The following is a 20,166-nucleotide window of genomic DNA, read 5'->3' on the forward strand; positions in this document are numbered from 1 at the left end:
GAAATATTTCTGGAGAGTTTATGAGTCAGCAGGATGCCGCTAAAGAGCAGGCCAACACCCGCAAAAATGTGCGCATTGTTTCCGTTTTCACCGCCGCTGCCATCGGTATTGTCGGCGTACTGGCGATCCTTTACGCGTGGCAGCTCCCGCCGTTCACCCGTCACGCGCAGTTTACCGACAACGCTTACGTGCGCGGTCAGACGACGTTTATCAGTCCGCAGGTCAATGGTTACATCACTGAGGTGAATGTTCAGGACTTTGTGCAGGTCAAAAAAGGCGACCTGCTGCTGCAGATTGATGACCGTATCTATCGTCAGCGGGTGCATCAGGCCGAGGCGCAGCTGGCGATGAAAATTGCCGCCCTGAACAACAACCTGCAGCAGCGTAAAAGCGCTGAAGCCGTCATCGCCAAAAATGACGCCGCGCTGAAAAACGCCCGCGCCCAGAGCCTGAAAACCCAGGCGGATTTAAAGCGGGTGAAAGAGCTGACGTCTGACGGCTCGCTCTCCATTCGCGAGCGCGACGCGGCGCTGGCCAGCGCCGCCCAGGGCAGCGCGGATATCGACCAGGCGAAAGCCGCGCTCGAGATGTCGCGTCAGGATCTGCAGACGGTGATTGTGAACCGCGGTGCGCTGGAAGCGGATGTAGAAAACGCCAAAGCGGCGCTGGAGCTGGCGCAGATCGACCTGCAAAACACGCGTATTGTGGCCCCGCGCGACGGTCAGCTCGGCCAGATTGCCGTTCGTCTCGGGGCGTATGTGACCGCCGGGACCCATCTCACCACCCTTGTGCCGCCGCAGCACTGGGTGATCGCCAATATTAAAGAGACCCAGCTCGCGGAGCTGCGCGTCGGTCAGCCGGTGAAATTCACCGTCGATGCCCTCAATAACAAAGCGTATCAGGGCCGCGTGGAGAGCATCTCTCCGGCAACCGGCGTTGAATTCAGCGCCATCACGCCGGATAACGCCACCGGGAACTTTGTCAAAATCGCCCAGCGTATTCCGGTGCGTATCGAAGTGCTCGGCAAGCCAGAGGCGTCCGCGCTGCTGCGTCCGGGCATGTCGGTGCAGGTGACCATTGATACGCGGGAGGCGAAGCAATGACCCTTCGCCCGATAGCCGCGCTGGTGGTGGCGGTCATGCTGGCGGGATGCCAGTCCGTCGATGTCAAACCGGCGCAGCCGACGCTGCAGATCCCCACGCAGTGGCGCACCGCCTCAGGCCCTGCCAGCCCGACGGAGCAGCTCTGGTGGCGCAATTTTCATGACAACAACCTGAACCGCTACGTGGACCAGGCGCTGGGTCATAACAGCGATGTCCTGATCGCCCGCGAACGGATAAACGAGTATCAGGCGCGGGTCTTTGCGGCAGACGGCAGCCTGTTCCCCTCTCTCGACGCGGGCGTAACGGGGACGCGCGCCCGTTCGCAATCCGCCGCAACCGGGCTGCCGGTCTACGGCACGCTGTACAGAGGAAGCCTGACGGCGAGCTATGACGTTGATATCTGGGGCGTCAACCGCAGCACCTCGCGCGCTGCCGAAGCCTCGCTGGAGGCGCAAAAAGCCGCCGCCGCCGCCGCGGATTTAACCGTCGCCTCGTCCGTGGCATCCGGGTATGTCACTCTGCTTTCGCTTGACGAACAGCTGCGCGTGACCCAGTCCACGCTGAAATCGCGCGAAGAGGCATTTAACCTCGCGAAGCGTCAGTTTGAGACGGGCTACAGCTCGCGCCTGGAGCTGATGCAATCGGATTCCGAACTCCGCTCAACCCGGGCGCAGGTTCCGGTGCTGCAGCACCAGATCGCACAGCAGGAGAATGCCCTGAGCCTCCTGCTGGGAAGCAACCCTGGCGACGTGGCGCGCAGCGAAAGCTTTGCGGCGCTGACGCCGCTGAAGCTGCCGTCGCAGCTGCCTTCTACGCTTCTGAATCGCCGGCCAGATATCGTTCAGGCCGAGCGACAGCTGGTGGCGGCGGATGCCTCGCTTGCCGCGTCGCGCGCCAGCCTGCTGCCGTCGATCAACCTGACCGCAACCGGATCGATTCAGGATCGTACCCTTTCAGGTCTGCTGGACAACCCGCTTCAGCTCTGGAGCGCAGGGGGAAGTATTCTTGCTCCGCTCCTTAACCGTCAGGCGCTCAATGCGCAGGTGGATATTTCTCAGTCCCAGCGTAACCAGGCGCTGTACGCCTATGAGAAAACCGTGCGGAACGCGTTTGCCGAAGTGAACAACAGCCTTGATGCGATTACGCGCTATCAGGAACAGCTGACGGAGCTGCTTGCCCAGCAGGATGTGGCCCAGGAGACCCTGCGCATTGCGCAGAATCGCTATCGCAACGGCTATTCCTCATACCTGGACGTGCTGGACGCGCAGCGCACGCTGTTCTCGGTCCAGACCAGCGTCGTGCAGGTGAAAAATAACCTGCTGCTGGCGCAAATTGATTTGTATAAAGCGCTGGGCGGCGGCTGGGCCAGTGCCTGAAAACCTGCCCGGTGGCGCTTCGCTTACCGGGCCTGCATTTCGCCCCGTAGGCCGGGTAAGCGAAGCGCCACCCGGCGATGCCCCTCAGGAGACAATCTATGCAACAACAGTGGTCCGCAGTCGATAATTTCATGATTTCTTCGCTTATTCCTGAAGATGACGTGCTGAGTCAGGTCCTGGACAACAACAAGCGCGCCGGGCTGCCCGAACACGATGTAGCGGCCAATCAGGGGCAGCTGCTGGCGCTGTTCGTGCGTATGACGCAGGCGCGGCGCGTTCTGGAGATCGGTACGCTGGGTGCTTACAGCTCCATCTGGATGGCCCGCGCGCTGCCGCCTGACGGAAAGCTGATCACGCTGTAAGCCGATCCCACGCATGCCGAGGTTGCGCGCAAGAATATCCACCTCGCGGGGCTAAACGAGCGTATTGAACTGATTGAAGGTCCGGCCCTGAACTCTCTTGAGAATTTCGGTGACGTTCCGCCGTTCGACCTGATCTTTATTGATGCCGATAAGCCAAACAATCCCGGCTATCTGGAGTGGGCGCTGCACTACTCCCGTCCTGGAACGTTGATCATCGGCGATAACGTGGTGCGCGAGGGCGAAGTGGTAAACGGGCAAAGCGACGACGCGCGCGTGCAGGGCGTGCGTCGGTTTATCGAGATGATTGGGGATAACCCGCGTTTAACCGCCACCGCGCTGCAAACGGTGGGGGTTAAGGGGTGGGATGGGTTTACGCTGGCAATGGTGAACAGGTGAAAATTGTGCGGCCAGATGCCCTCACCCCGGCCCTCTCCCACAGGGAGAGGGAGAAAACCGGGCAAGGGATTTAACCAGAAATCTGCTCCATCGCCTGCAGGATACGCTTATCCGAAATCGGATACGGCGTACCGAGCTGCTGGGCGAAGAAGCTGACGCGCAGCTCCTCGATCATCCAGCGGATCGCCTGAACGTCTTCGTCGCGGCGCGCTGGCGGCAGCTTGTTGAGCCACTGCTGCCACGCCTGCTGCACGCTTTCCACTTTCAGCATCTGCGCGCGATCGCGGTGTGGGTCGATGGCCATCTTCTCCAGACGTTTTTCAATCGCCTGCAGATAGCGCAGCGTATCGCCGAGACGGTTGAAGCCGTTGCCGGTGACAAAGCCGCGGTACACCAGCCCCGCCATCTGCGCCTTCACGTCCGACAGCCCCAGCGCCATGGTCATATCCACGCGCCCTTTCAGGCGCTTGTTGATATTGAACACGGCGGTGAGGATCTGCTCAACCTGTTTGGCAATCTCTACCACGGTATCGTTCAGCTCCGCGCGCACCTTTTCATGAAGTTGTGCAAAGCCCTCTTCCGTCCAGACCGGGCCGCCCGCCTCGTGAATGAGTTTGTCCACGCCGCAGGAGATACAGTCGTCAATCAGATCCAGCACTTTGCCGTACGGGTTAAAGTACAGCCCCAGCTTGGCTTTGTTCGGCAGCTTCTCGTGCAGATACTTAATCGGCGACGGAATGTTCAGCAGCAGCAGGCGACGCAGCCCGCGCCACATCATCTGCTGCTGTTCCTGCGGGTTATCAAACAGCCTGATCGCCACGCTGTCGCGCTCATCCACCAGCGCCGGCCAGGCTTTGACCTTATAGTTACCGCGCTTTTGCTCGTAGCTTTCCGGAAGCTGACCAAAGCTCCAGATGTGCAGCCCGCTCTGCTCGATGCCGTCGTCCGCCACCGCAGAGAGCGTCTCCTGGACTTTGCCTTTCAGCGCCTCCTTCAGCTCGCTCAGAGAACGCCCTTCCAGCAGCTTTTTGTTTTTATCGTCCACCACGCGGAAGCTGATTTTCAGATGATCGGGCACCTGATCCCAGTTCCAGTCGTCGCGGTCGATGGTGGTGCCGGTCATGCGGCGGAACTCGCGCTCCAGCGCATCCAGCAGCGGCAGCTCCAGCGGCGTGACGCGGCCTAAAAAGGCTTCCGCATAGTTCGGCGCGGGAACAAAGTTACGGCGCACCGGTTTCGGCAGGGATTTGATCAGCGCAATCACCAGCTCGCGGCGCAGGCCTGGGATCTGCCACTCAAACCCGCTCTCATCCACCTGGTTTAGCAGCGGCAGCGGAATGTGAACGGTCACGCCGTCCGCGTCGGCCCCCGGCTCAAACTGATAGGTCAAACGCAGCTTGAGGTTGCCCTGATGCCAGAAGTTCGGGTAGTCGAGCTTGCTGACCGACTCCGCCCCCTCTTTAATCAGCATGCTCTTTTCGAAGTTGAGCAGGTCCGGCGTCTCTTTGCTGGCCTTCTTCCACCAGCTGTCAAAGTGGCGGGCGGAGATCGCTTCGTGGCTGATGCGCTGGTCGTAAAACTCAAACAGCGCCTCGTCGTCCACCAGAATGTCGCGGCGGCGGGACTTGTGCTCAAGCTCTTCCACTTCGGCGCGCAGCTTCAGGTTTTCGCGGAAGAAGACGTGACGCGTCTGCCAGTCGCCCTCCACCAGCGCATGGCGGATAAACAGCTCGCGGCTCAGCGCCGGATCGATCTGGCTATAGTTCACCTTACGCGCGGCCACCACCGGCAGGCCGTAAACCGTCACTTTCTCGGTGGCCATCACCGCGCCCTGCGCGCGCTCCCAGTGCGGCTCGCTGTACGAGCGCTTCAGCAGGTGCTGCGCCACAGGCTCAACCCACTCCGGATCGATACGCGCGGCAATGCGTCCCCACAGGCGGCTGGTTTCCACCAGCTCCGCGACCATGGTCCATTTCGGCGGCTTCTTAAATAAGCCGGAACCGGGGAAGATGGAGAAACGGGCGTTGCGCGCGCCGGTATACTCCTGCTTCTCTGCGTCCTTCATCCCAATGTGGGACAGCAGGCCGGTCAGGAGTGCGATATGCACTTCGCGGTACTCCGCCGGCTCGCTGTTGACCGGGATCCCCAGCTCTTTCACCACCTGGCGTAGCTGGGTGTAGATATCCTGCCATTCGCGCACGCGCAGGTAGTTGAGGAAATCCACGCGGCACTGGCGGCGGAACTGATTCGAGGAGAGCGCTTTCTGCTGCTCGCCGAGGTAGTTCCACAGGTTCACGAAGGCGAGGAAATCGGACTCTTTGTCGTGGAAGCGACGGTGTTTTTCGTCAGACGCCTGCTGTTTGTCCATCGGACGCTCGCGCGGGTCCTGAATGGAGAGCGCCGAGGTGATGATCATCGCCTCGCGCACGCAGCCGTGCTTTTGCGCTTCCAGCACCATACGCGCCAGGCGCGGGTCGACCGGCAGCTGGCTGAGCTGGCGGCCCAGCGGCGTCAGCTTATAGACCGTCGCCTGCTCGTCGGTGGTAATCGCCCCGAGCTCTTCCAGCAGACGTACGCCGTCCTGAATGTTGCGTTTGTCCGGCGCTTCCACGAACGGAAATGCCGCGATGTCGCCCAGCCCCAGGGCGGTCATCTGCAGGATAACGGACGCCAGGTTGGTGCGCAGAATTTCCGGGTCGGTAAACTCCGGGCGCGACAGAAAATCGTCTTCGGAATAGAGGCGAATACAGATCCCTTCCGACACGCGGCCGCAGCGGCCCTTACGCTGGTTGGCGGATGCCTGGGAGACCGGCTCAATCGGCAGGCGCTGGACCTTGGTGCGGTAGCTGTAGCGGCTGATGCGCGCGGTGCCCGGGTCGATAACGTATTTGATCCCCGGCACGGTCAGCGAGGTTTCCGCCACGTTGGTCGCCAGCACGATGCGACGCCCGCCGTGCGGCTGAAAGACGCGGTTTTGCTCGCTATTCGACAGACGGGCATACAGCGGCAGAATTTCGGTGTGGCGCAGGTCGCGCTTGCTGAGCGCGTCGGCGGTATCGCGGATTTCGCGCTCGCCGCTCATGAAGATAAGTATGTCGCCCGCGCTTTCGTTGCCCAGCTCGTCAACGGCATCAAAAATGGCCTGCAGCTGGTCGCGCTCGGTATCATCCGCCTCTTCAACAATCGGGCGATAGCGCACCTCCACGGGATACGTGCGGCCTGACACCTCGATAATCGGCGCATTGTTGAAATGCTTCGAGAAGCGTTCAGGGTCGATGGTCGCGGAGGTGATGATGATTTTCAGATCCGGACGACGCGGCAGCAGCTCTTTCAGGTAGCCGAGCAGGAAGTCGATGTTCAGGCTGCGCTCGTGCGCTTCATCAATGATGATGGTGTCATACTGCATCAGCAGGCGATCCTGCTGAATTTCCGCCAGCAGAATACCGTCGGTCATCAGCTTGACCATCGTGTTATCGCTAACGCGATCGCTGAATCGCACCTTGTAACCGATGCAGCCGCCCGGCTCCGTTTGCAGCTCTTCGGCAATACGGTTTGCGACGGTACGCGCCGCCAGACGACGCGGCTGGGTGTGGCCAATCAGCCCTTTGATCCCGCGGCCGAGCTCCATACAGATTTTCGGCAATTGGGTGGTTTTCCCCGAACCGGTTTCACCCGCGACAATCACCACCTGGTGGTCGCGCACGGCCTCGAGGATGTCCTGTTTCTTCTGGCTGACGGGCAGGTTTTCCGGGTAGGTAATCGCCGGACGCGCGGCTTCGCGCAGCACAACTTTCCCTGCCGCCTGTTCAATCTCTTTCGCCATCTCCTGGTAAATGGCCTGTTGAGCATCAGGATTTTTAACCTTCTTCACGCCGTGCAGACGGCGGGCAAAGCGCTGTTTATCGCGCAGCGTCAGAGAATCAAGCTGTTGCAGGAGCATCGGGAAGGTTAATTTTTGTTGTTCTGTCATAGCGTTAAAGGGCAGTACACGCCCTGATAAACTCTCTTTTTAATGATTGCTATAGAGTACCACATTGACGCCTTTCGCGCCTTATTCAAAAAATTCGAACATAGGCTTCGATATATTGCGCTATCTCTGTGGCAGGATTGTGAATAGAGTGTCAACAAGCAACGGGGCAACCCCCTTCAATCAAATGCAACAACAGGAATCACCCATGAGCAAAGTATTAGTTTTGAAATCCAGTATTCTGGCAGGTTACTCTCAGTCTGGTCAGCTGTCTGATTACTTCGTTGAACAGTGGCGTGAACAGCATTCTGCTGACGAAATCACCGTGCGTGACCTGGCTGCAAACCCGATTCCTGTGCTGGATGGCGAGCTGGTTGGCGCGCTGCGTCCAAGCGATGCACCGCTGAGCCCGCGTCAGCAGGAAGCCCTGGCCCTGTCCGACGAGCTGATTGCTGAGCTGCAGGCTCACGACGTTATCGTGATCAACGCCCCAATGTACAACTTCAACATCCCTACCCAGCTGAAGAACTACTTCGACCTGGTGGCTCGCGCTGGCGTAACCTTCCGTTACACCGAGAACGGTCCTGAAGGTCTGGTAAAAGGCAAACGCGCTATCGTGCTGACCAGCCGCGGCGGTATCCATAAAGATACCCCAACCGACCTGGTTGCACCGTACCTGAGCCTGTTCCTGGGCTTCATCGGCATCACTGACGTGAACTTCGTGTTCGCGGAAGGCATCGCTTATGGTCCAGAAGTGGCGACTAAAGCGCAGACCGACGCGAAAGCCGCCATCGACAGCCTGGTAGCAGCATAAGACTTCGCCCTCTCACCGCCCGGTGGGAGGGTTTTTATTTTCCCCCGCATTTCGTTATCATCCGCTCCCACTTTCCAGCCGGGCGGCCTGATGTCTGCGATTATTGATTCTTTTATTGCCCCACCGTGTCACGACGACATTGAGATCCTCTGGCAGGATGAACATCTGCTGCTCATCAATAAGCCTTCCGGCCTGCTCAGCCTCTCGGGCAAAAATCCGCAAAACCGCGATTCCGTCCACTATCGTCTGGTCCAGACCTTCCCCGGCTGCACGCTGGTGCATCGTCTGGATTTCGGCACGTCCGGGCTGATGGTGGTTTCGCGCAATAAGACCATCAACGCCGCGCTATGCCAGCAGTTCAGCCAGCGCAGCGTGGAGAAAGGCTATAGCGCCCTGCTTTGCGGACATCTGAAAAACGATGAGGGAATCATAGACGCGCCGATTGCTAAAGATCCGGCGCTGTTTCCGCTGATGTCGATCTGCGCCATCAGCGGAAAGCCGGCTCGCTCCCGCTACCGGGTCTTGGAGCGGTTTTATCAGGGTGCAGATCTGCCGTTAACGCGGGTGATGCTTACCCCGGAGACCGGGCGAACCCATCAGCTGCGTATTCACTGCCAGCAGCTGGGACACCCGATTCTGGGTTGCGATCTGTATGGCGGTCTTGAAGCGCCGGGAACGGAAGACGCGCCCCGGCTGATGCTGCATGCCAGCGAGTTGAATTTTATTCATCCCGTGAGCGGAGATCCGGTTAACGCCCGTCACGCCGCCCCGTTCTGAAGGGGATTTACCACATTAAATCGTCCGGGATTTTGAAGTCCGCGTACGGATCGTCTTCATCCTGCTCTTCCTGGCTAAGCGCGCTGTTTAATACGATGCTGTCAGCATCGCGCTGGGCAATTTTGTCCGCCACCACCGCCGGGATAATCGCGTATTCACAGTCGCCGCTGGCGTTGATGACCAGGCGGGCAATCGCCAGACGGCCGTTGATCAGCTGAGCCTGGGTTTGCTTATCGACCTCGATTTTTTTGATCAGATTACCGTCGGTGAAGTTAAAGGTGATGTTGCCCCTTGAAACGGTGATGCGGTTCATCTCAATCAACTGCTTCACCTGCGCCTTAAACTCTTTCGCCAGCACGGCCTGCTTCTGCTGCTCGCTCAGCAGCTTGTCGCGCTCGATCTGCGCTTTCTTATTCTCTTCTACCGCTTCCCGAGCTTCACGTGCCTGAACGCGTGATTTCTTTGCCGTGCGCTGAACCTTCGCCGCCTTTTTGCTGCTGACCAGGCCCGCTTTCAGCATCTGCTCTTGTAAGGTGAGTTTTGTCATGATCTTTCTAAACCGGTTGGAAATTTTGGGGATTATAGCGGGAATTGAACGGAAATAAAAAATCCCTACCCCCCTACAGCCGTTTAACGACGACGGCAACGTGCATATCGCAGACATATCACCATCTTCGCCCGGCGGCGCTGTGCTTGCACGGGCCTACAAACGACGCTGAATCGTAGGCCGGGTAAGCGCAGCGCCACCCGGCAAGAAAGGCAGCAATACCTCGAGCATTACACTTCATGAACTTCCCTCATGTTGCAGTGAAATTAAGTCACTTCCCCTGCGCCGCGGGCTCAGGCATAAATTATGCATCGGTAACTTCTTAGCAACATGAACTTAGGATGCATAACCACAATGAGCAAAGCTTTCACATATACCCTTAAGCGCAGTTGCTTCGATGAGAATTACAACCCGTCAGAAAATACGCGTACGACCACCAACTTTGCCAACCTGGCGCGCGGGGAAAAGCGTCAGGAAAACCTGCGCAATACGCTGGTGATGATCAACAACCGCTTTAACGCCCTGGCGCGCTGGGATAACCCAAACGCCGATCGCTACGCGGTTGAGCTTGAAATTATTTCAGTCGACCTGAACATTGGCGCGGAAAAACCGTTCCCGGCCATCGAGATACTGCAAACCTATATTGTCGACAAAAAAAACAACCTGCGTATTCCCGGTATCGTCGGGAATAACTTCTCGTCTTACGTGCGGGATTACGATTTCAGCGTGCTGCTGCTGGAGCACAACAAGAACCAGCAGCACTTCAGCATTCCGGAAAAGTTCGGCGAACTGCACGGCAATATTTTCCGCCACTTTGTGAAGTCACCTGAATACAAAGAAAACTTCAGAAAAGCGCCGGTTATCTGCCTGAGCGTTTCCAGCAAGGATACCTACCGCCGCACGGGCAATCAGCATCCTATTCTCGGGATTGAGTATCAGCCGGAGGGCGAATCCTTAACGGAACAGTACTTCGCGAAGATGGGCCTGAGCGTGCGCTATTTCATGCCGGAGAACAGCGTGGCGCCTTTCGCGTTCTTCTTCACCGGAGATTTACTGAGTGATTACACCGATCTCGAACTGATCGGCACCATCAGCACGATGGAAACCTTCCAGAAAATCTATCGCCCGGAGATTTATAACGCTAACTCGGCGGCGGGGCTGTGCTATCGACCGGATCTGAACCAGCAGGATCACTCATTCACAAAAATTGTGTATGACCGTGAAGAGCGAAGCCGCCTGGCGATTGAACAGGGCCGATTTACCGAAGAGTACTTCATCAAGCCTTACAAACACATTCTTGAGCAGTGGTCTAATAACTACACGCTTTAATACATCAAAAAAGGTCTTTTATTATGAAAACATTGCTCCCGACTTCTACCGCTGGCAGCCTGCCGAAGCCAACCTGGCTAGCACAACCTGAAACGCTCTGGTCCCCCTGGAAATTACAGGATCGGGAATTGCTGGCGGGTAAACAGGATGCGCTGCGCCTGTCCCTGGATGAGCAGATCCGTGCGGGTATCGATATCGTCAGCGACGGGGAACAGACCCGCCAGCACTTCGTCACCACCTTTATTGAACACCTGAGCGGCGTGGATTTTGAGAACCGCCAGACGGTGCGCATTCGTAACCGCTACGACGCCAGCGTGCCGACCGTGGTCTCTGCCGTCGCAAGGCAGAAACCGGTCTTCGTGGACGATGCAAAATACCTGCGCCAGCTTACGGATAAGCCGATTAAATGGGCTCTGCCGGGGCCGATGACCATGATCGACACCCTTTGCGACGCGCACTATAAAAGCCGCGAAAAGCTGGCCTGGGAATTCGCTAAAATCCTCAATCAGGAAGCGAGAGAATTAGAGGCCGCAGGCGTCGATATTATCCAGTTTGATGAGCCGGCGTTTAACGTCTTCTTTGACGAAGTGAACGACTGGGGCATCGCCGCGCTGGAGCGCGCCATCGAAGGGCTGAAATGCGAAACCGCGGTACACATCTGCTACGGATACGGCATCAAGGCCAATACGGACTGGAAAAAGACGCTCGGCTCAGAATGGCGCCAGTATGAAGAGGCCTTCCCTAAGCTGCAGACCTCTAACATCGACATCATCTCCCTGGAGTGCCACAACTCCCGCGTGCCGATGGATCTGCTGGAGCTGATCCGCGGTAAAAAAGTAATGGTCGGCGCGATCGACGTGGCAACCAACGCCGTCGAAACGCCGGAGGAAGTGGCCGATACGCTGCGTAAAGCGCTGCAGTTTGTCGACGCCGACAAACTGTATCCGTCAACCAACTGCGGCATGGCTCCCCTCTCCCGCGAGGTTGCTAACGGCAAGCTGAGAGCCTTAAGCGCGGGCGCGGAGATCGTCAGACAGGAGATCCTGGCGAAATAACCGTCCGGTTTCCGGGTTAGGCGTAAACGGCCTCGCCCGGAGAGCCGTCATGCAGAAAGATCTCTCAGCCAGCCGTGCACGCTTTCTGAAGTCAGATGCGCTGGTGCCCGCGATATCTCATTCCCTCCCCTGAGCGCCAGCAGCGCAGGCAGGCCGCGCACGCCGAGGCGGGTGGACAGCGCCGGGTTCAGGTCAGCGTCGAGATAGCGCGTATCAAGCCGATCGGTCAGCGGGATGACCGCCTCCTGAGCCAGAATATGCCAGAGTTTTCGGCAGTGTACGCAGCGTTCTGCGCCGACAAACAGCAGCACCGTCCCCTCCTGTTCCAGCTCGCTTTCATCCTGAACCGGCCTGAACCGGCTCTCCGCCACGCGGAACAGTTTCGGACTGCGGAGAAGCGTATCGTTATCCGTCGCGACGCACAGCGCATCGGCACCTTTACTGTAGGGCTGCACCCCGGCGACCCGAACCACGCTTTGCGCCGGGCCCGCAGCAGCCGCACCCGGCTGTCGCAGCGTTCGCACGTCCACCGGCTCAATTGGCGTCTCAACCGGCTGGCCAAGCTGCGGGATCCAGGCGTAGGGAATGCGGTACGCGCGGTACACCATATTGTTGTTCAGCGTTTTTCCCCACCAGGGAGAGATATACTCCCAGACGATTTCATGATCCCGCGTCACCTCGAAGATCCGTCCGTTTGATCCTTCGTTAATCAAGGTATTGCCGTTCTCCAGGCGCTGCATATTGCTGATGTAAGGGCTGTAGAATCGGTAGGAATCGGTCGGCTGGGGCAAGTTTGCCTCGTACGGCGAGTAGCGCCACTCGATGTCCAGCGTGACGGGGTTGATTTCCAGGATCCGCGAATAATCTCGCCAGGCGTTTTTCACGCCGTCCGCCGAGGCCGGATTTGGCGCGCCGTACCCGGCCCAGCCGCCGTTGTCAAAGATAAGGATATTACCCGCCCCGGGCAGGCCGTGGGGGATCATATGGGCGTGATGCTGGCCGATAATCCAGCCGATGTGTTTAAGCTCCGGCTTGCTGTAATCGGGCCCCAGCTGCCAGACGATGCGTCCGCTACGCTTATCAATAATGGCGATGATGTTCGACTCTCGTGCATCCCAGATAATGTTGTCGGGATGGAAGCGTTCATCTCCTGCGTCATACCATCTGTTCGGCCCGAGCGCCGACATCGAGTTGATATGCATCCAGTCGCCCATTCCGCCGCCGCTGGCGCGCATGTTCGGGTTATTGTAAAGCGCGGTTTTCGCCGCGTCGTCGAAGCCCAGCTCGTGGAAATGGTCGCTGCAGCGCCACTCCCACACCACGTTACCCTGCCAGTCGACTTCGATGATGGTGTCATCCAGCAGGAGCTTGTCTGAAATTGCCTCGTTGACCAGATTGGTATGGGCGAGGATCAGCGTATTGCCCCCGTCGACCTGCGGCTCCAGACCCGGCGCATAATAGCCAACCGGATTGCCCGCGCGCTGATAGTCATGATGCGCCCTCGCCATCCAGCGCGGCTCGTGGCCCGGATCGCCGATTTTTTCGTAGCGGTCAAATTTCCAGGTGACGTTCCCCTCCCAGTCCACCTGAATCAGGTCAAGCATGTCCTGCATTCCGTAGCGCGGGTCGCGTTCGCCGCTGTGTCCGAGGATAGCCCCACCGGGCAAGATCTTGTTCGGAAAGCCGTGCAGCTCCGGCCATTCCCGCACTACCGTGCCGTTCATGTCCACCAGTACGGCACCGTGTTCAGTGGCCTGAAAAAGCGTATAGCCGCTCCAGGCGCGCGCCGGATCGTACAGCGTTGCGCCGGTGGGAAAGACGGAAGGATGTCCCATGTTATTACTCCTTAATTGAATGGTCAGGATGAGGTAATCAGGTTTCGTATCTGGCGACAGGCTGCCGCGAAGGCGGCATCGTCACGCTGGCGAGGATGAGGCAGCGCCAGGCTAACCACGTCGCGTATGCGTCCGGGGCGCGGGGAAAGCACCACGATCCTGTCCGCCAGCGCTACCGCCTCCTCAACGTCGTGAGTGACCAGCAGCGTGGTGGTGCCTTCACTCTGGTGGATGTGCAACAGCTCCTGCTGCAGGGTGTGGCGCGTCAGCGCATCCAGCGCGCCAAAAGGCTCGTCCAGCATCAGTATCTGCGGGCGCGCCACCAGGCCTCGCGCAATGGCCACGCGCTGGGCCATGCCGCCGGAGAGCTGCGCGGGGAGTGCGTTGGCAAATTCAGCAAGCTGCACGCGCGCCAGCATCTCCTCTGCGCGCTGGCGCCTGGCCGCCCGGCTGAGTTTTTCATCCGCCAGGCCCAGCATGACGTTGTCAATGACGCGCAGCCAGGGGAACAGGCGAGGCTCCTGAAAGACCATGCCGCGCGCCTTGCCCACGCCGCACACCCGCTCGCCGTTGACGCGGATTTCACCCTGCGTGGTGGGTTCCAGGCCAACCAGCATCCGCAGCAGGGTCGACTTTCCGCAGCCGCTGCTTCCTACCAGCGCGACCAGCTCACCGGCGGCGATATCAAGACTAAAGTTCTGCACGGCGGTTACCTGCTGCCAGGATTTACGCACCTGCTGAAACGAGACCAAAGGCGTGTTGCTCATGATGACTCCTGTACGCGCCAGCGGGTGGCGCGGATTTCCAGTAAACGTCCGGCTTTATCCAGCGCTGCGCCGGTAATTCCGACGAGCACCATGCCGCAAAGGATGGTGGGCATGTCCAGCAGCTGCTGGGCATTGATCATCAGGCTGCCAATCCCGGTTCCGGAGGACATGAAATATTCCGCGCCAATATTGCCAAGCCAGGCGTAAATCAGCGCCAGCCGAAGACCGGCAAAGATACCGGGCGCTGCGCCGGGCAGAATCAACGTGCGCAGACGCGTCAGCCCGCTTAAGCGCAGCACCCGGGCCACCTCGTCCAGATGCGGATTACGCTGCAGGACGGCCTGCAGGGTGTTGAAGAACATCGGGAAAAATGAGGCCAGGGCAATAAACACCATTTTCCCGCCGTTATCATTACCGACCCACGCGGTCAGAAGCGGCAGCCAGGCGAACAGGGCAATATGGCGCAGGACGTTGAGCGTCGGGGTGACGATCTCGCCGGCGCGGGGGCGCAGGGCCAGCAGCAGGCCGCATAAAAGTCCCGCAGCTATTCCCACGGCACCGCCAACAACGGTGCGCTCCAGGCTCGCCAGCATGGCTGACGCCAGCTCTCCGCTCGTCGCGCCCTGCACAAAGCGCGCGACAACCGCCTGCGGGGATGAAAACAGCGCGGCATCAATCCAGCCCCACTGGCTTGCGACCTGCCAGAGCACCAGCAGCGCGGCTGGCAGCTGAAGCGCCTGCCAGCTGGCCTGCGGCTTCCAGGCGAGCCGCCCGACGGCAGCCTGGGGCCAGAACACCAGGCGCGAACCGACACGGCTGGCCGCCCAATCCATTACCATGCCGCTCATGCCGACGACGGCAATGGTCACAAAGACAATATCCAGCTGGAACAGCTGACGTCCCCAGACCATCAGGTAGCCAATGCCCTCCGAGGAAGCCAGCAGTTCAACCACAATCAGCGATACCCATGCCTGCGAAAGCGCCAGCCTGAGGCCGGTAAACCAGCCCGGCAGGCTTGCCGGGATCACCAGCCAGCGCAGGCGCTGCCAGCGGGAAAAGTGCATCACTTTTCCGGCCTCGCTCAGCGCCTCGGGCACGCTCGCCACCGCCTGCTGCGTATTGAGGGTCAGTGGCACAATCGTGCTTTTGATGATGACCGCCAGCTTCAGGCCGTTATCAATCCCGAAGAGCACCATAAACAGAGGGATCCAGCCCAGCGTCGGGATCTGCGCCAGCGCATAAAAGAGCGGCTCAACGCGGCGGGCCACGCCGGGTACAAGGCCAAACAGCGCGCCCAGCACGGTACCGATGATTGCTCCCAGCAGCAGGCCGAGCGCCAGATGCTGCAGGCTGAAGGCCCACTGCGCCAGCAGATCGCCGCGCAGAAGCGATAGCGCCGTGTCAGCCACCACGCCGGGGGCAGGCAGAATTTGTTCAGGCATCCACCGCGCAAACGCGGCGACGTACCACAGCAGCAGAAGTAACGCGGGCATAAGCCACGGCCAGCCGTTAAGCCGGATCCCCGGCGTGCCGGAAGGTGCAGTTTTTAAAATCATTTGCGACATAGCGGTTCACTGATTAACGAGCCATGCCGCTATCAAAACCCCTCTTACGGCCCGTCGTCATTGCGTTACGCGAATAATCCCGATGCAACAAATGCATGTGAACCTGCCGGGTGCACGGACGCTGATTTAGCTTTTTTTCACCTGTCCTTTTCCACTTAAAGCATTTAACAGCCGGGCGACGAGGTCTTTAGGGTGAGAAAAAACAACAGGAGTCACTCGTTATGATGAAAGCTTTTATCAACCGCACCCTGCTGGCGCTGGCAGCCGTGATGGTGCTGACGGCGAACGCCAGCGCCGATCCGCTGCGCACCATACGTATCGGCGTACCGGACCAGAGCGCAGGCAGCAAACCCTTTATCGGAGGCCCGCTCGGCATGGCGTATATGCGCCATCAGCTGGAGGACGTGTTTAAACCGCAGGGCGTTAGGGTTGAATGGCAGTTCTTCAAGGGCGCGGGTCCGGCGGTGAATGAGGCACTGGCTAACCAGCAGCTTGATTTTGCCTGGCTTGGCGATCTTGCGGCTATTATCGGAAAGGCAAACGGCCTTCCGACACGCCTGCTGCTCGGCAGCCGCGGGTCCGAATCCTACCTGGCGGTGACCCGAGCCTCGGGTATTCGCTCTTTGGCAGACCTGAAGGCGAAACGGGTCGCGGTCTATCGCGGCACGGCGGATCAGCTGGCGTTTGACCGCGCCCTGCGCACGGCGGGGCTTACGGAACGCAGCCTGCAGGTGATTAATCTCGACTGGAATGCCGGTAAGGCGGCGCTGGCCGCTGGCCGCGTGGATGCCGTCTGGGGCGGCGTATCGCTGCTTGCCTTACGCGGCGAGAAAATAGACGTGGTGGCCAGAAGCGGCGACTCTGGCCGCCAGAATACGACGCAGGCTGCGCTGCTCGGTACGCAGCACTTTATCGACGCGTGGCCGCAGGCTACCCAACAGATCGTCGACGTTCTGGTGAAAAATGCTGCTGAGATAAGCGAGCCCTCCAGCCGCAACGCCTGGTCCGCTGAAATGGCGCAGCAAAGCCAGATCCCCCAGGCGCTCTTCCTGGAAGAGCTCCGCCCCGACGACCTTAACTTTACCACCTCACCGCGCATCGACTCGTTCCTGACGGACAGCTTCAGCCAGAGCGTTGAACAGGCGCAGGCGTCTCGCCTGATCCGCAGCGCCTTTGATGCCCGACAGTGGGCCGAGGGAAAATTCGTCGAACAGGCGCTCATCGCGCTGAAGCTGGAAGCCCGCTGGCCGCAGTACGATGCCGAAGGTCAGCCGCGCTAAACCTCCTCCTGCTCCAGCAGTTGAAGAGCATGCTGGCGGTCAACGTGGAGAATAATGTCGATCATCTTCTCGACCAGCGGCGGCTGGGTCGCATGAACCGGGGAGATAATCCCAAACCGGGTCTGCATCAGGCGCCACTCTTCCGGCAGATCGCTGAGCTCCAGCTTGACCAGGCGGTGGCTCTGCTGGCAAAGCGCAAAGCCGTCCTCGCTGGCGAAGCTGACGGCGTGCGTATGGGCCAGCGTAGAAAGCAGCGCATAAATGTGGTCACACTGAATTGCCGGCGAAAAATCCTGCTGCTCGCTCAGGGTTGCCAGCACTTTGCGCACGCCGGGCGGCAAATAGGGTGCGGCAAACGGATAGCGGAGCATGGTCTGGACGGAGACGGGTCCCTCCTTCGCCAGCGGGTGATCGGCGTGGCAGATAAAGAAGCAGCGCTGCGGGCTCAGCGGCTGAACGCGAAGCTGGGGATCGAGTTCGGCCTGCCAGCTGTCGGCGACGACGAATGGATAGTGGCGAGAAGTCAGCGCCTGATGGAGGGCAAACCAGTTATCAACCTGAAACCTTACCTTCGCCTGGGGCATGCTGCGGTGGAATGCCCCCACCGCGGCGGGGATCAGCCGCGCCGACGGTGCCGGGCCGCAGCCGAACATCACCTCGCCGGTGAGCGCCTCCTCCGCCTCGCGCATCTGGCTGCTGAGCTCAACGTTCAGGGCCTGAAAGCGGCGAGCGTAAGGAAGCAGCGTTTGTCCGTGCAGCGTCAGGGTGGGAAGCTTGCTCTGGCGATCGAATAAAGGATGCCCCACGCTCTGCTCCAGCGTCTGAATGCTTCGGCTAAATGCGGACTGCGAGAGGCAAACCGCCTCCGCCGCCCGGTTAAAACTGCCGTATTCAACCAGCGCGACAAAGTTGCGAAGTTGGCGAAAATCAAGGTGCATGGCCGAATCGTCCTCTGTTGATATCCCTTAACACTACTGGATGCCGGACCCGTCACGCAATCCCGGCTTGCCAGTACGGCGGCGTGCCAAAACGCTCGACGTAATAATCAATCACCGCCCTGACGTTCAGGGGCGGATGTCGGGCATCGGGATAGATCGCCGCGATAGCCTGTTGTTCCGTATTAATCGCGCACTCCAGCGCGGGCAGGAGCGGAATCAGCTCGCCGCGCTGGAGCTGCTCGCTCACCAGCCAGTCAGGAAACAGCACAATACCCATCCCGCCCAGCGCCGCGGCCAGTAACGCTTCCGCATTATTCGAGGCCATCAACGGCGTCACGGGATAGTGTGTCCACGCCTCGCCCGCTCTGCGCAGCAGCCAGCGGTTCGGCCCTGACGATCCGCGATAGACCAGACAGCGATGGCGGTTCAGATCGTCCGGCCCTTCAGGCGCACCGTACTTACGCACGTAGTCTGGCGACGCGGCCAGGTGATACACCAGCTGCCCGAACACCCGCGCGTGAAACGAGGAGTCCGTCAGAACGCCAATCCGGAAGATAACGTCGGCGGCATCCCGGTGCGGGTCGATAAAATCATCGGTCAGCGTCAGCTCTACGCTGAGGCGCGGATAGCGTTCCGACAGGCCTAGAAGGCCGGGGGCAATGTGCTTCTGGCCGAAAAACACCGGTCCGTTAATGCGGATCGCGCCGGACGGCTCCGCCGCGCGCGCGTCCAGCTCTCGTCGCGCCTCTTCCAGGTTTTCCGCCATCGACCGGGCATAGCGAATAAAAAGATGGCCGCTTTCCGTGGGGATGACGGCCCGGGTATTGCGGTAGAAAAGCTGCTGCCCGAGGGCATCCTCAAGCTGGTGGATCACGCGCGATATCTGCGAGGCCGATATCCCCTGCCGCCGCGCCACAACGGAGAAGTTCTGAGCTTCATACACGTCAATGAAGATCAGCAGCGCGCGGATGTTGATGTTGCTGGCGTCAACCATTAATGCATATCCTGCAAAGGTGTTTCCAGCATTATGGCATTTTTCTCACTGAGCTCGCGACGTAATCTTCTTCGCCTGTAAACGGAGGAAGAATAATGCAGTTTGTTTTGATTTTACTGGTGATTGCCGGCGGGATGGGCCTCTCCGTCGAGGCGGGATTACTGGGGCCGCTGGGCGGCGAGGTCGGGGATTTATGGGCGACGTTCAGCATTTTCGGCGTTGGCGCAGCGCTGACGTTTCTGCTGATGCTGTTTTTCAGCCCGCGCAACAGTCCATCATTTTTTACACAGCCCTCCTGGCAACTGCTCGGCGGGGTGCTTGGCCCTGTTTACGTGGTCATTCTGACCGTGGCGACACCCGCCATCGGCATCGCCATGACCATGATTGGCATTTTGGCCGGTCAGGTTTTTAAAAGCCTGATCATTGACCACTACGGTCTGCTTGGTACACCGCACAGGAGGATAAACGCGAAGCGCATTATCGCTCTGGGATTCATCATTGCGGCACTGGTTCTGGTCGCACAGGGGTAACGTATGACGCTGATTATGATTTTTCTCGCCGTTTGCGGCGGCGCGACGCTGAGCATTCAGGCCGCAATCAACGGACAGCTCGGCAGCAGCGTGGGCGTTTTTAAAAGCGCATTTCTGACGTTTTCCGTCGGCGCGCTGGTGACCGCCCTGCTCATTTTCTTCTTTGAGCCTAAGCAGGCCGTCACGCTGCTGGACGTGCCGAAATGGCAGCTCCTCGGCGCGATGTTTGGCGTGCCCTATATCGTGATAATGGTCCTTGCCGTGCAGCGGATCGGTACCGCCGTTGCCACGGTCGCAGTCATCTTCGGCCAGCTCACCATGAGCATGCTGATTGATAACTTTGGCTGGCTGGGGAATGCGGCCATTCCGTTTTCGACGAGCCGTCTGGGGGCGATTATCTGCCTGGGGATTGCGCTTTTCTTCATTTACTCGGGCAGTAAAGCCCGCCCAGCGAGCACGGACATCCCCTCGCCCCTTCGGGGAGAGGGTTAGGGTGAGGGGAACATACGGCTTTAGTGATCATTCCGGTCA

Annotated in this window: 16 protein-coding genes and 1 pseudogene; 10 read left to right on the plus strand and 7 right to left on the minus strand. The window is 59.4% G+C overall.

The window, feature by feature from the left end; translation table 11 throughout:
* Nucleotides 1–20: 20 nt before the first annotated feature.
* The 3 genes and pseudogenes from ABR39_RS21280 (at nucleotide 21) to ABR39_RS21290 (ending at nucleotide 3,237) form a co-directional block, all read left to right on the plus strand.
* Nucleotides 21–1,103, plus strand: coding sequence for an HlyD family secretion protein (locus tag ABR39_RS21280; protein WP_047348605.1), 1,083 nt, complete (start codon nucleotides 21–23; stop codon nucleotides 1,101–1,103).
* Nucleotides 1,100–2,479 (plus strand): efflux transporter outer membrane subunit, encoded by a 1,380-nt coding sequence (locus ABR39_RS21285; protein WP_047348606.1) that lies wholly within the window; start codon nucleotides 1,100–1,102, stop codon nucleotides 2,477–2,479. The genes ABR39_RS21280 and ABR39_RS21285 overlap by 4 nt, the downstream gene beginning before the upstream one ends.
* A 98-nt stretch (nucleotides 2,480–2,577) precedes the next feature.
* Nucleotides 2,578–3,237, plus strand: a pseudogene (locus ABR39_RS21290) (O-methyltransferase).
* 70 nt (nucleotides 3,238–3,307) lie between these two features.
* On the opposite strand, the gene hrpA reads toward ABR39_RS21290, so the two are convergent.
* Nucleotides 3,308–7,207, minus strand: coding sequence for an ATP-dependent RNA helicase HrpA (gene hrpA / locus ABR39_RS21295; protein ID WP_047348607.1), 3,900 nt, complete (start codon nucleotides 7,205–7,207; stop codon nucleotides 3,308–3,310).
* A gap of 205 nt (nucleotides 7,208–7,412) precedes the next feature.
* Between hrpA and azoR the strand changes: the two genes are divergently transcribed.
* Both azoR and ABR39_RS21305 read left to right on the plus strand, forming a co-directional pair.
* Nucleotides 7,413–8,018 carry an FMN-dependent NADH-azoreductase gene (azoR, locus tag ABR39_RS21300; RefSeq protein WP_008502313.1) on the plus strand — a complete coding sequence of 202 codons (606 nt, stop codon included), beginning with the start codon at nucleotides 7,413–7,415 and terminating at the stop codon, nucleotides 8,016–8,018.
* A gap of 90 nt (nucleotides 8,019–8,108) precedes the next feature.
* Nucleotides 8,109–8,795, plus strand: coding sequence for an RluA family pseudouridine synthase (locus ABR39_RS21305; RefSeq protein WP_047348608.1), 687 nt, complete (start codon nucleotides 8,109–8,111; stop codon nucleotides 8,793–8,795).
* Nucleotides 8,796–8,802: 7 nt separating this feature from the next.
* Here ABR39_RS21305 and ABR39_RS21310 read toward each other — a convergent pair whose 3' ends face one another.
* A complete protein-coding gene (locus ABR39_RS21310; protein WP_023327414.1) occupies nucleotides 8,803–9,342 on the minus strand; it encodes a DUF2058 domain-containing protein in 540 nt (179 codons plus the stop codon).
* 354 nt (nucleotides 9,343–9,696) lie between these two features.
* On the opposite strand from ABR39_RS21310, the gene ABR39_RS21315 reads away from it, so the two are divergent.
* Together ABR39_RS21315 and ABR39_RS21320 are read left to right on the plus strand one after the other, a co-directional pair.
* Entirely contained in the window at nucleotides 9,697–10,671 is a 975-nt protein-coding gene (locus tag ABR39_RS21315) for a DUF1852 domain-containing protein (protein WP_047348609.1), read from the plus strand.
* 23 nt (nucleotides 10,672–10,694) lie between these two features.
* Nucleotides 10,695–11,726 carry a methionine synthase gene (locus ABR39_RS21320; RefSeq protein ID WP_047348610.1) on the plus strand — a complete coding sequence of 344 codons (1,032 nt, stop codon included), beginning with the start codon at nucleotides 10,695–10,697 and terminating at the stop codon, nucleotides 11,724–11,726.
* Nucleotides 11,727–11,773: 47 nt separating this feature from the next.
* Here the strand turns inward: ABR39_RS21320 and ABR39_RS21325 are convergent, their stop codons facing one another.
* Genes ABR39_RS21325 through ABR39_RS21335 form a run of 3 tightly spaced genes read right to left on the minus strand, consistent with a single transcriptional unit; the run spans nucleotide 11,774 to nucleotide 15,893 of the window.
* On the minus strand, nucleotides 11,774–13,561 hold the full coding sequence (locus ABR39_RS21325) for an aryl-sulfate sulfotransferase (protein WP_047348611.1): 1,788 nt from the start codon (nucleotides 13,559–13,561) through the stop codon (nucleotides 11,774–11,776).
* Between the two features lie 23 nt (nucleotides 13,562–13,584).
* Nucleotides 13,585–14,328: an ABC transporter ATP-binding protein gene (locus tag ABR39_RS21330; protein WP_047348612.1), complete on the minus strand. Its 744-nt coding sequence runs from the start codon at nucleotides 14,326–14,328 to the stop codon at nucleotides 13,585–13,587.
* Nucleotides 14,325–15,893 (minus strand): ABC transporter permease, encoded by a 1,569-nt coding sequence (locus tag ABR39_RS21335; RefSeq protein ID WP_047348613.1) that lies wholly within the window; start codon nucleotides 15,891–15,893, stop codon nucleotides 14,325–14,327. Before ABR39_RS21335 ends, ABR39_RS21330 begins: the two co-directional genes overlap by 4 nt.
* Before the next feature lie 221 nt (nucleotides 15,894–16,114).
* Here ABR39_RS21335 and ABR39_RS21340 point away from each other — a divergent pair, with 221 nt between their 5' ends.
* On the plus strand, nucleotides 16,115–17,173 hold the full coding sequence (locus ABR39_RS21340) for an ABC transporter substrate-binding protein (RefSeq protein ID WP_047348614.1): 1,059 nt from the start codon (nucleotides 16,115–16,117) through the stop codon (nucleotides 17,171–17,173).
* Here ABR39_RS21340 and ABR39_RS21345 read toward each other — a convergent pair.
* The gene (locus ABR39_RS21345) at nucleotides 17,170–18,111 is read right to left on the minus strand and encodes a LysR family transcriptional regulator (RefSeq protein ID WP_047348615.1); all 942 of its coding nucleotides are present in this window, start codon (nucleotides 18,109–18,111) and stop codon (nucleotides 17,170–17,172) included. The two genes, ABR39_RS21340 and ABR39_RS21345, sit on opposite strands and share 4 nt — an antisense overlap.
* Before the next feature lie 52 nt (nucleotides 18,112–18,163).
* On the minus strand, nucleotides 18,164–19,105 hold the full coding sequence (locus ABR39_RS21350; RefSeq protein ID WP_047348616.1) for a LysR family transcriptional regulator: 942 nt from the start codon (nucleotides 19,103–19,105) through the stop codon (nucleotides 18,164–18,166).
* A gap of 95 nt (nucleotides 19,106–19,200) precedes the next feature.
* Between ABR39_RS21350 and ABR39_RS21355 the strand changes: the two genes are divergently transcribed.
* Nucleotides 19,201–19,635 (plus strand): DMT family transporter, encoded by a 435-nt coding sequence (locus ABR39_RS21355; RefSeq protein WP_047348617.1) that lies wholly within the window; start codon nucleotides 19,201–19,203, stop codon nucleotides 19,633–19,635.
* Nucleotides 19,636–19,638: 3 nt separating this feature from the next.
* Complete coding sequence (locus ABR39_RS21360) at nucleotides 19,639–20,127, plus strand: DMT family transporter (RefSeq protein WP_047348618.1); 489 nt, start codon at nucleotides 19,639–19,641, stop codon at nucleotides 20,125–20,127.
* Nucleotides 20,128–20,166 lie beyond the last annotated feature (39 nt).

The sequence above is a fragment of the Enterobacter genomosp. O genome (assembly GCF_001022965.1).
GTDB lineage: Bacteria > Pseudomonadota > Gammaproteobacteria > Enterobacterales > Enterobacteriaceae > Enterobacter > Enterobacter cloacae_L.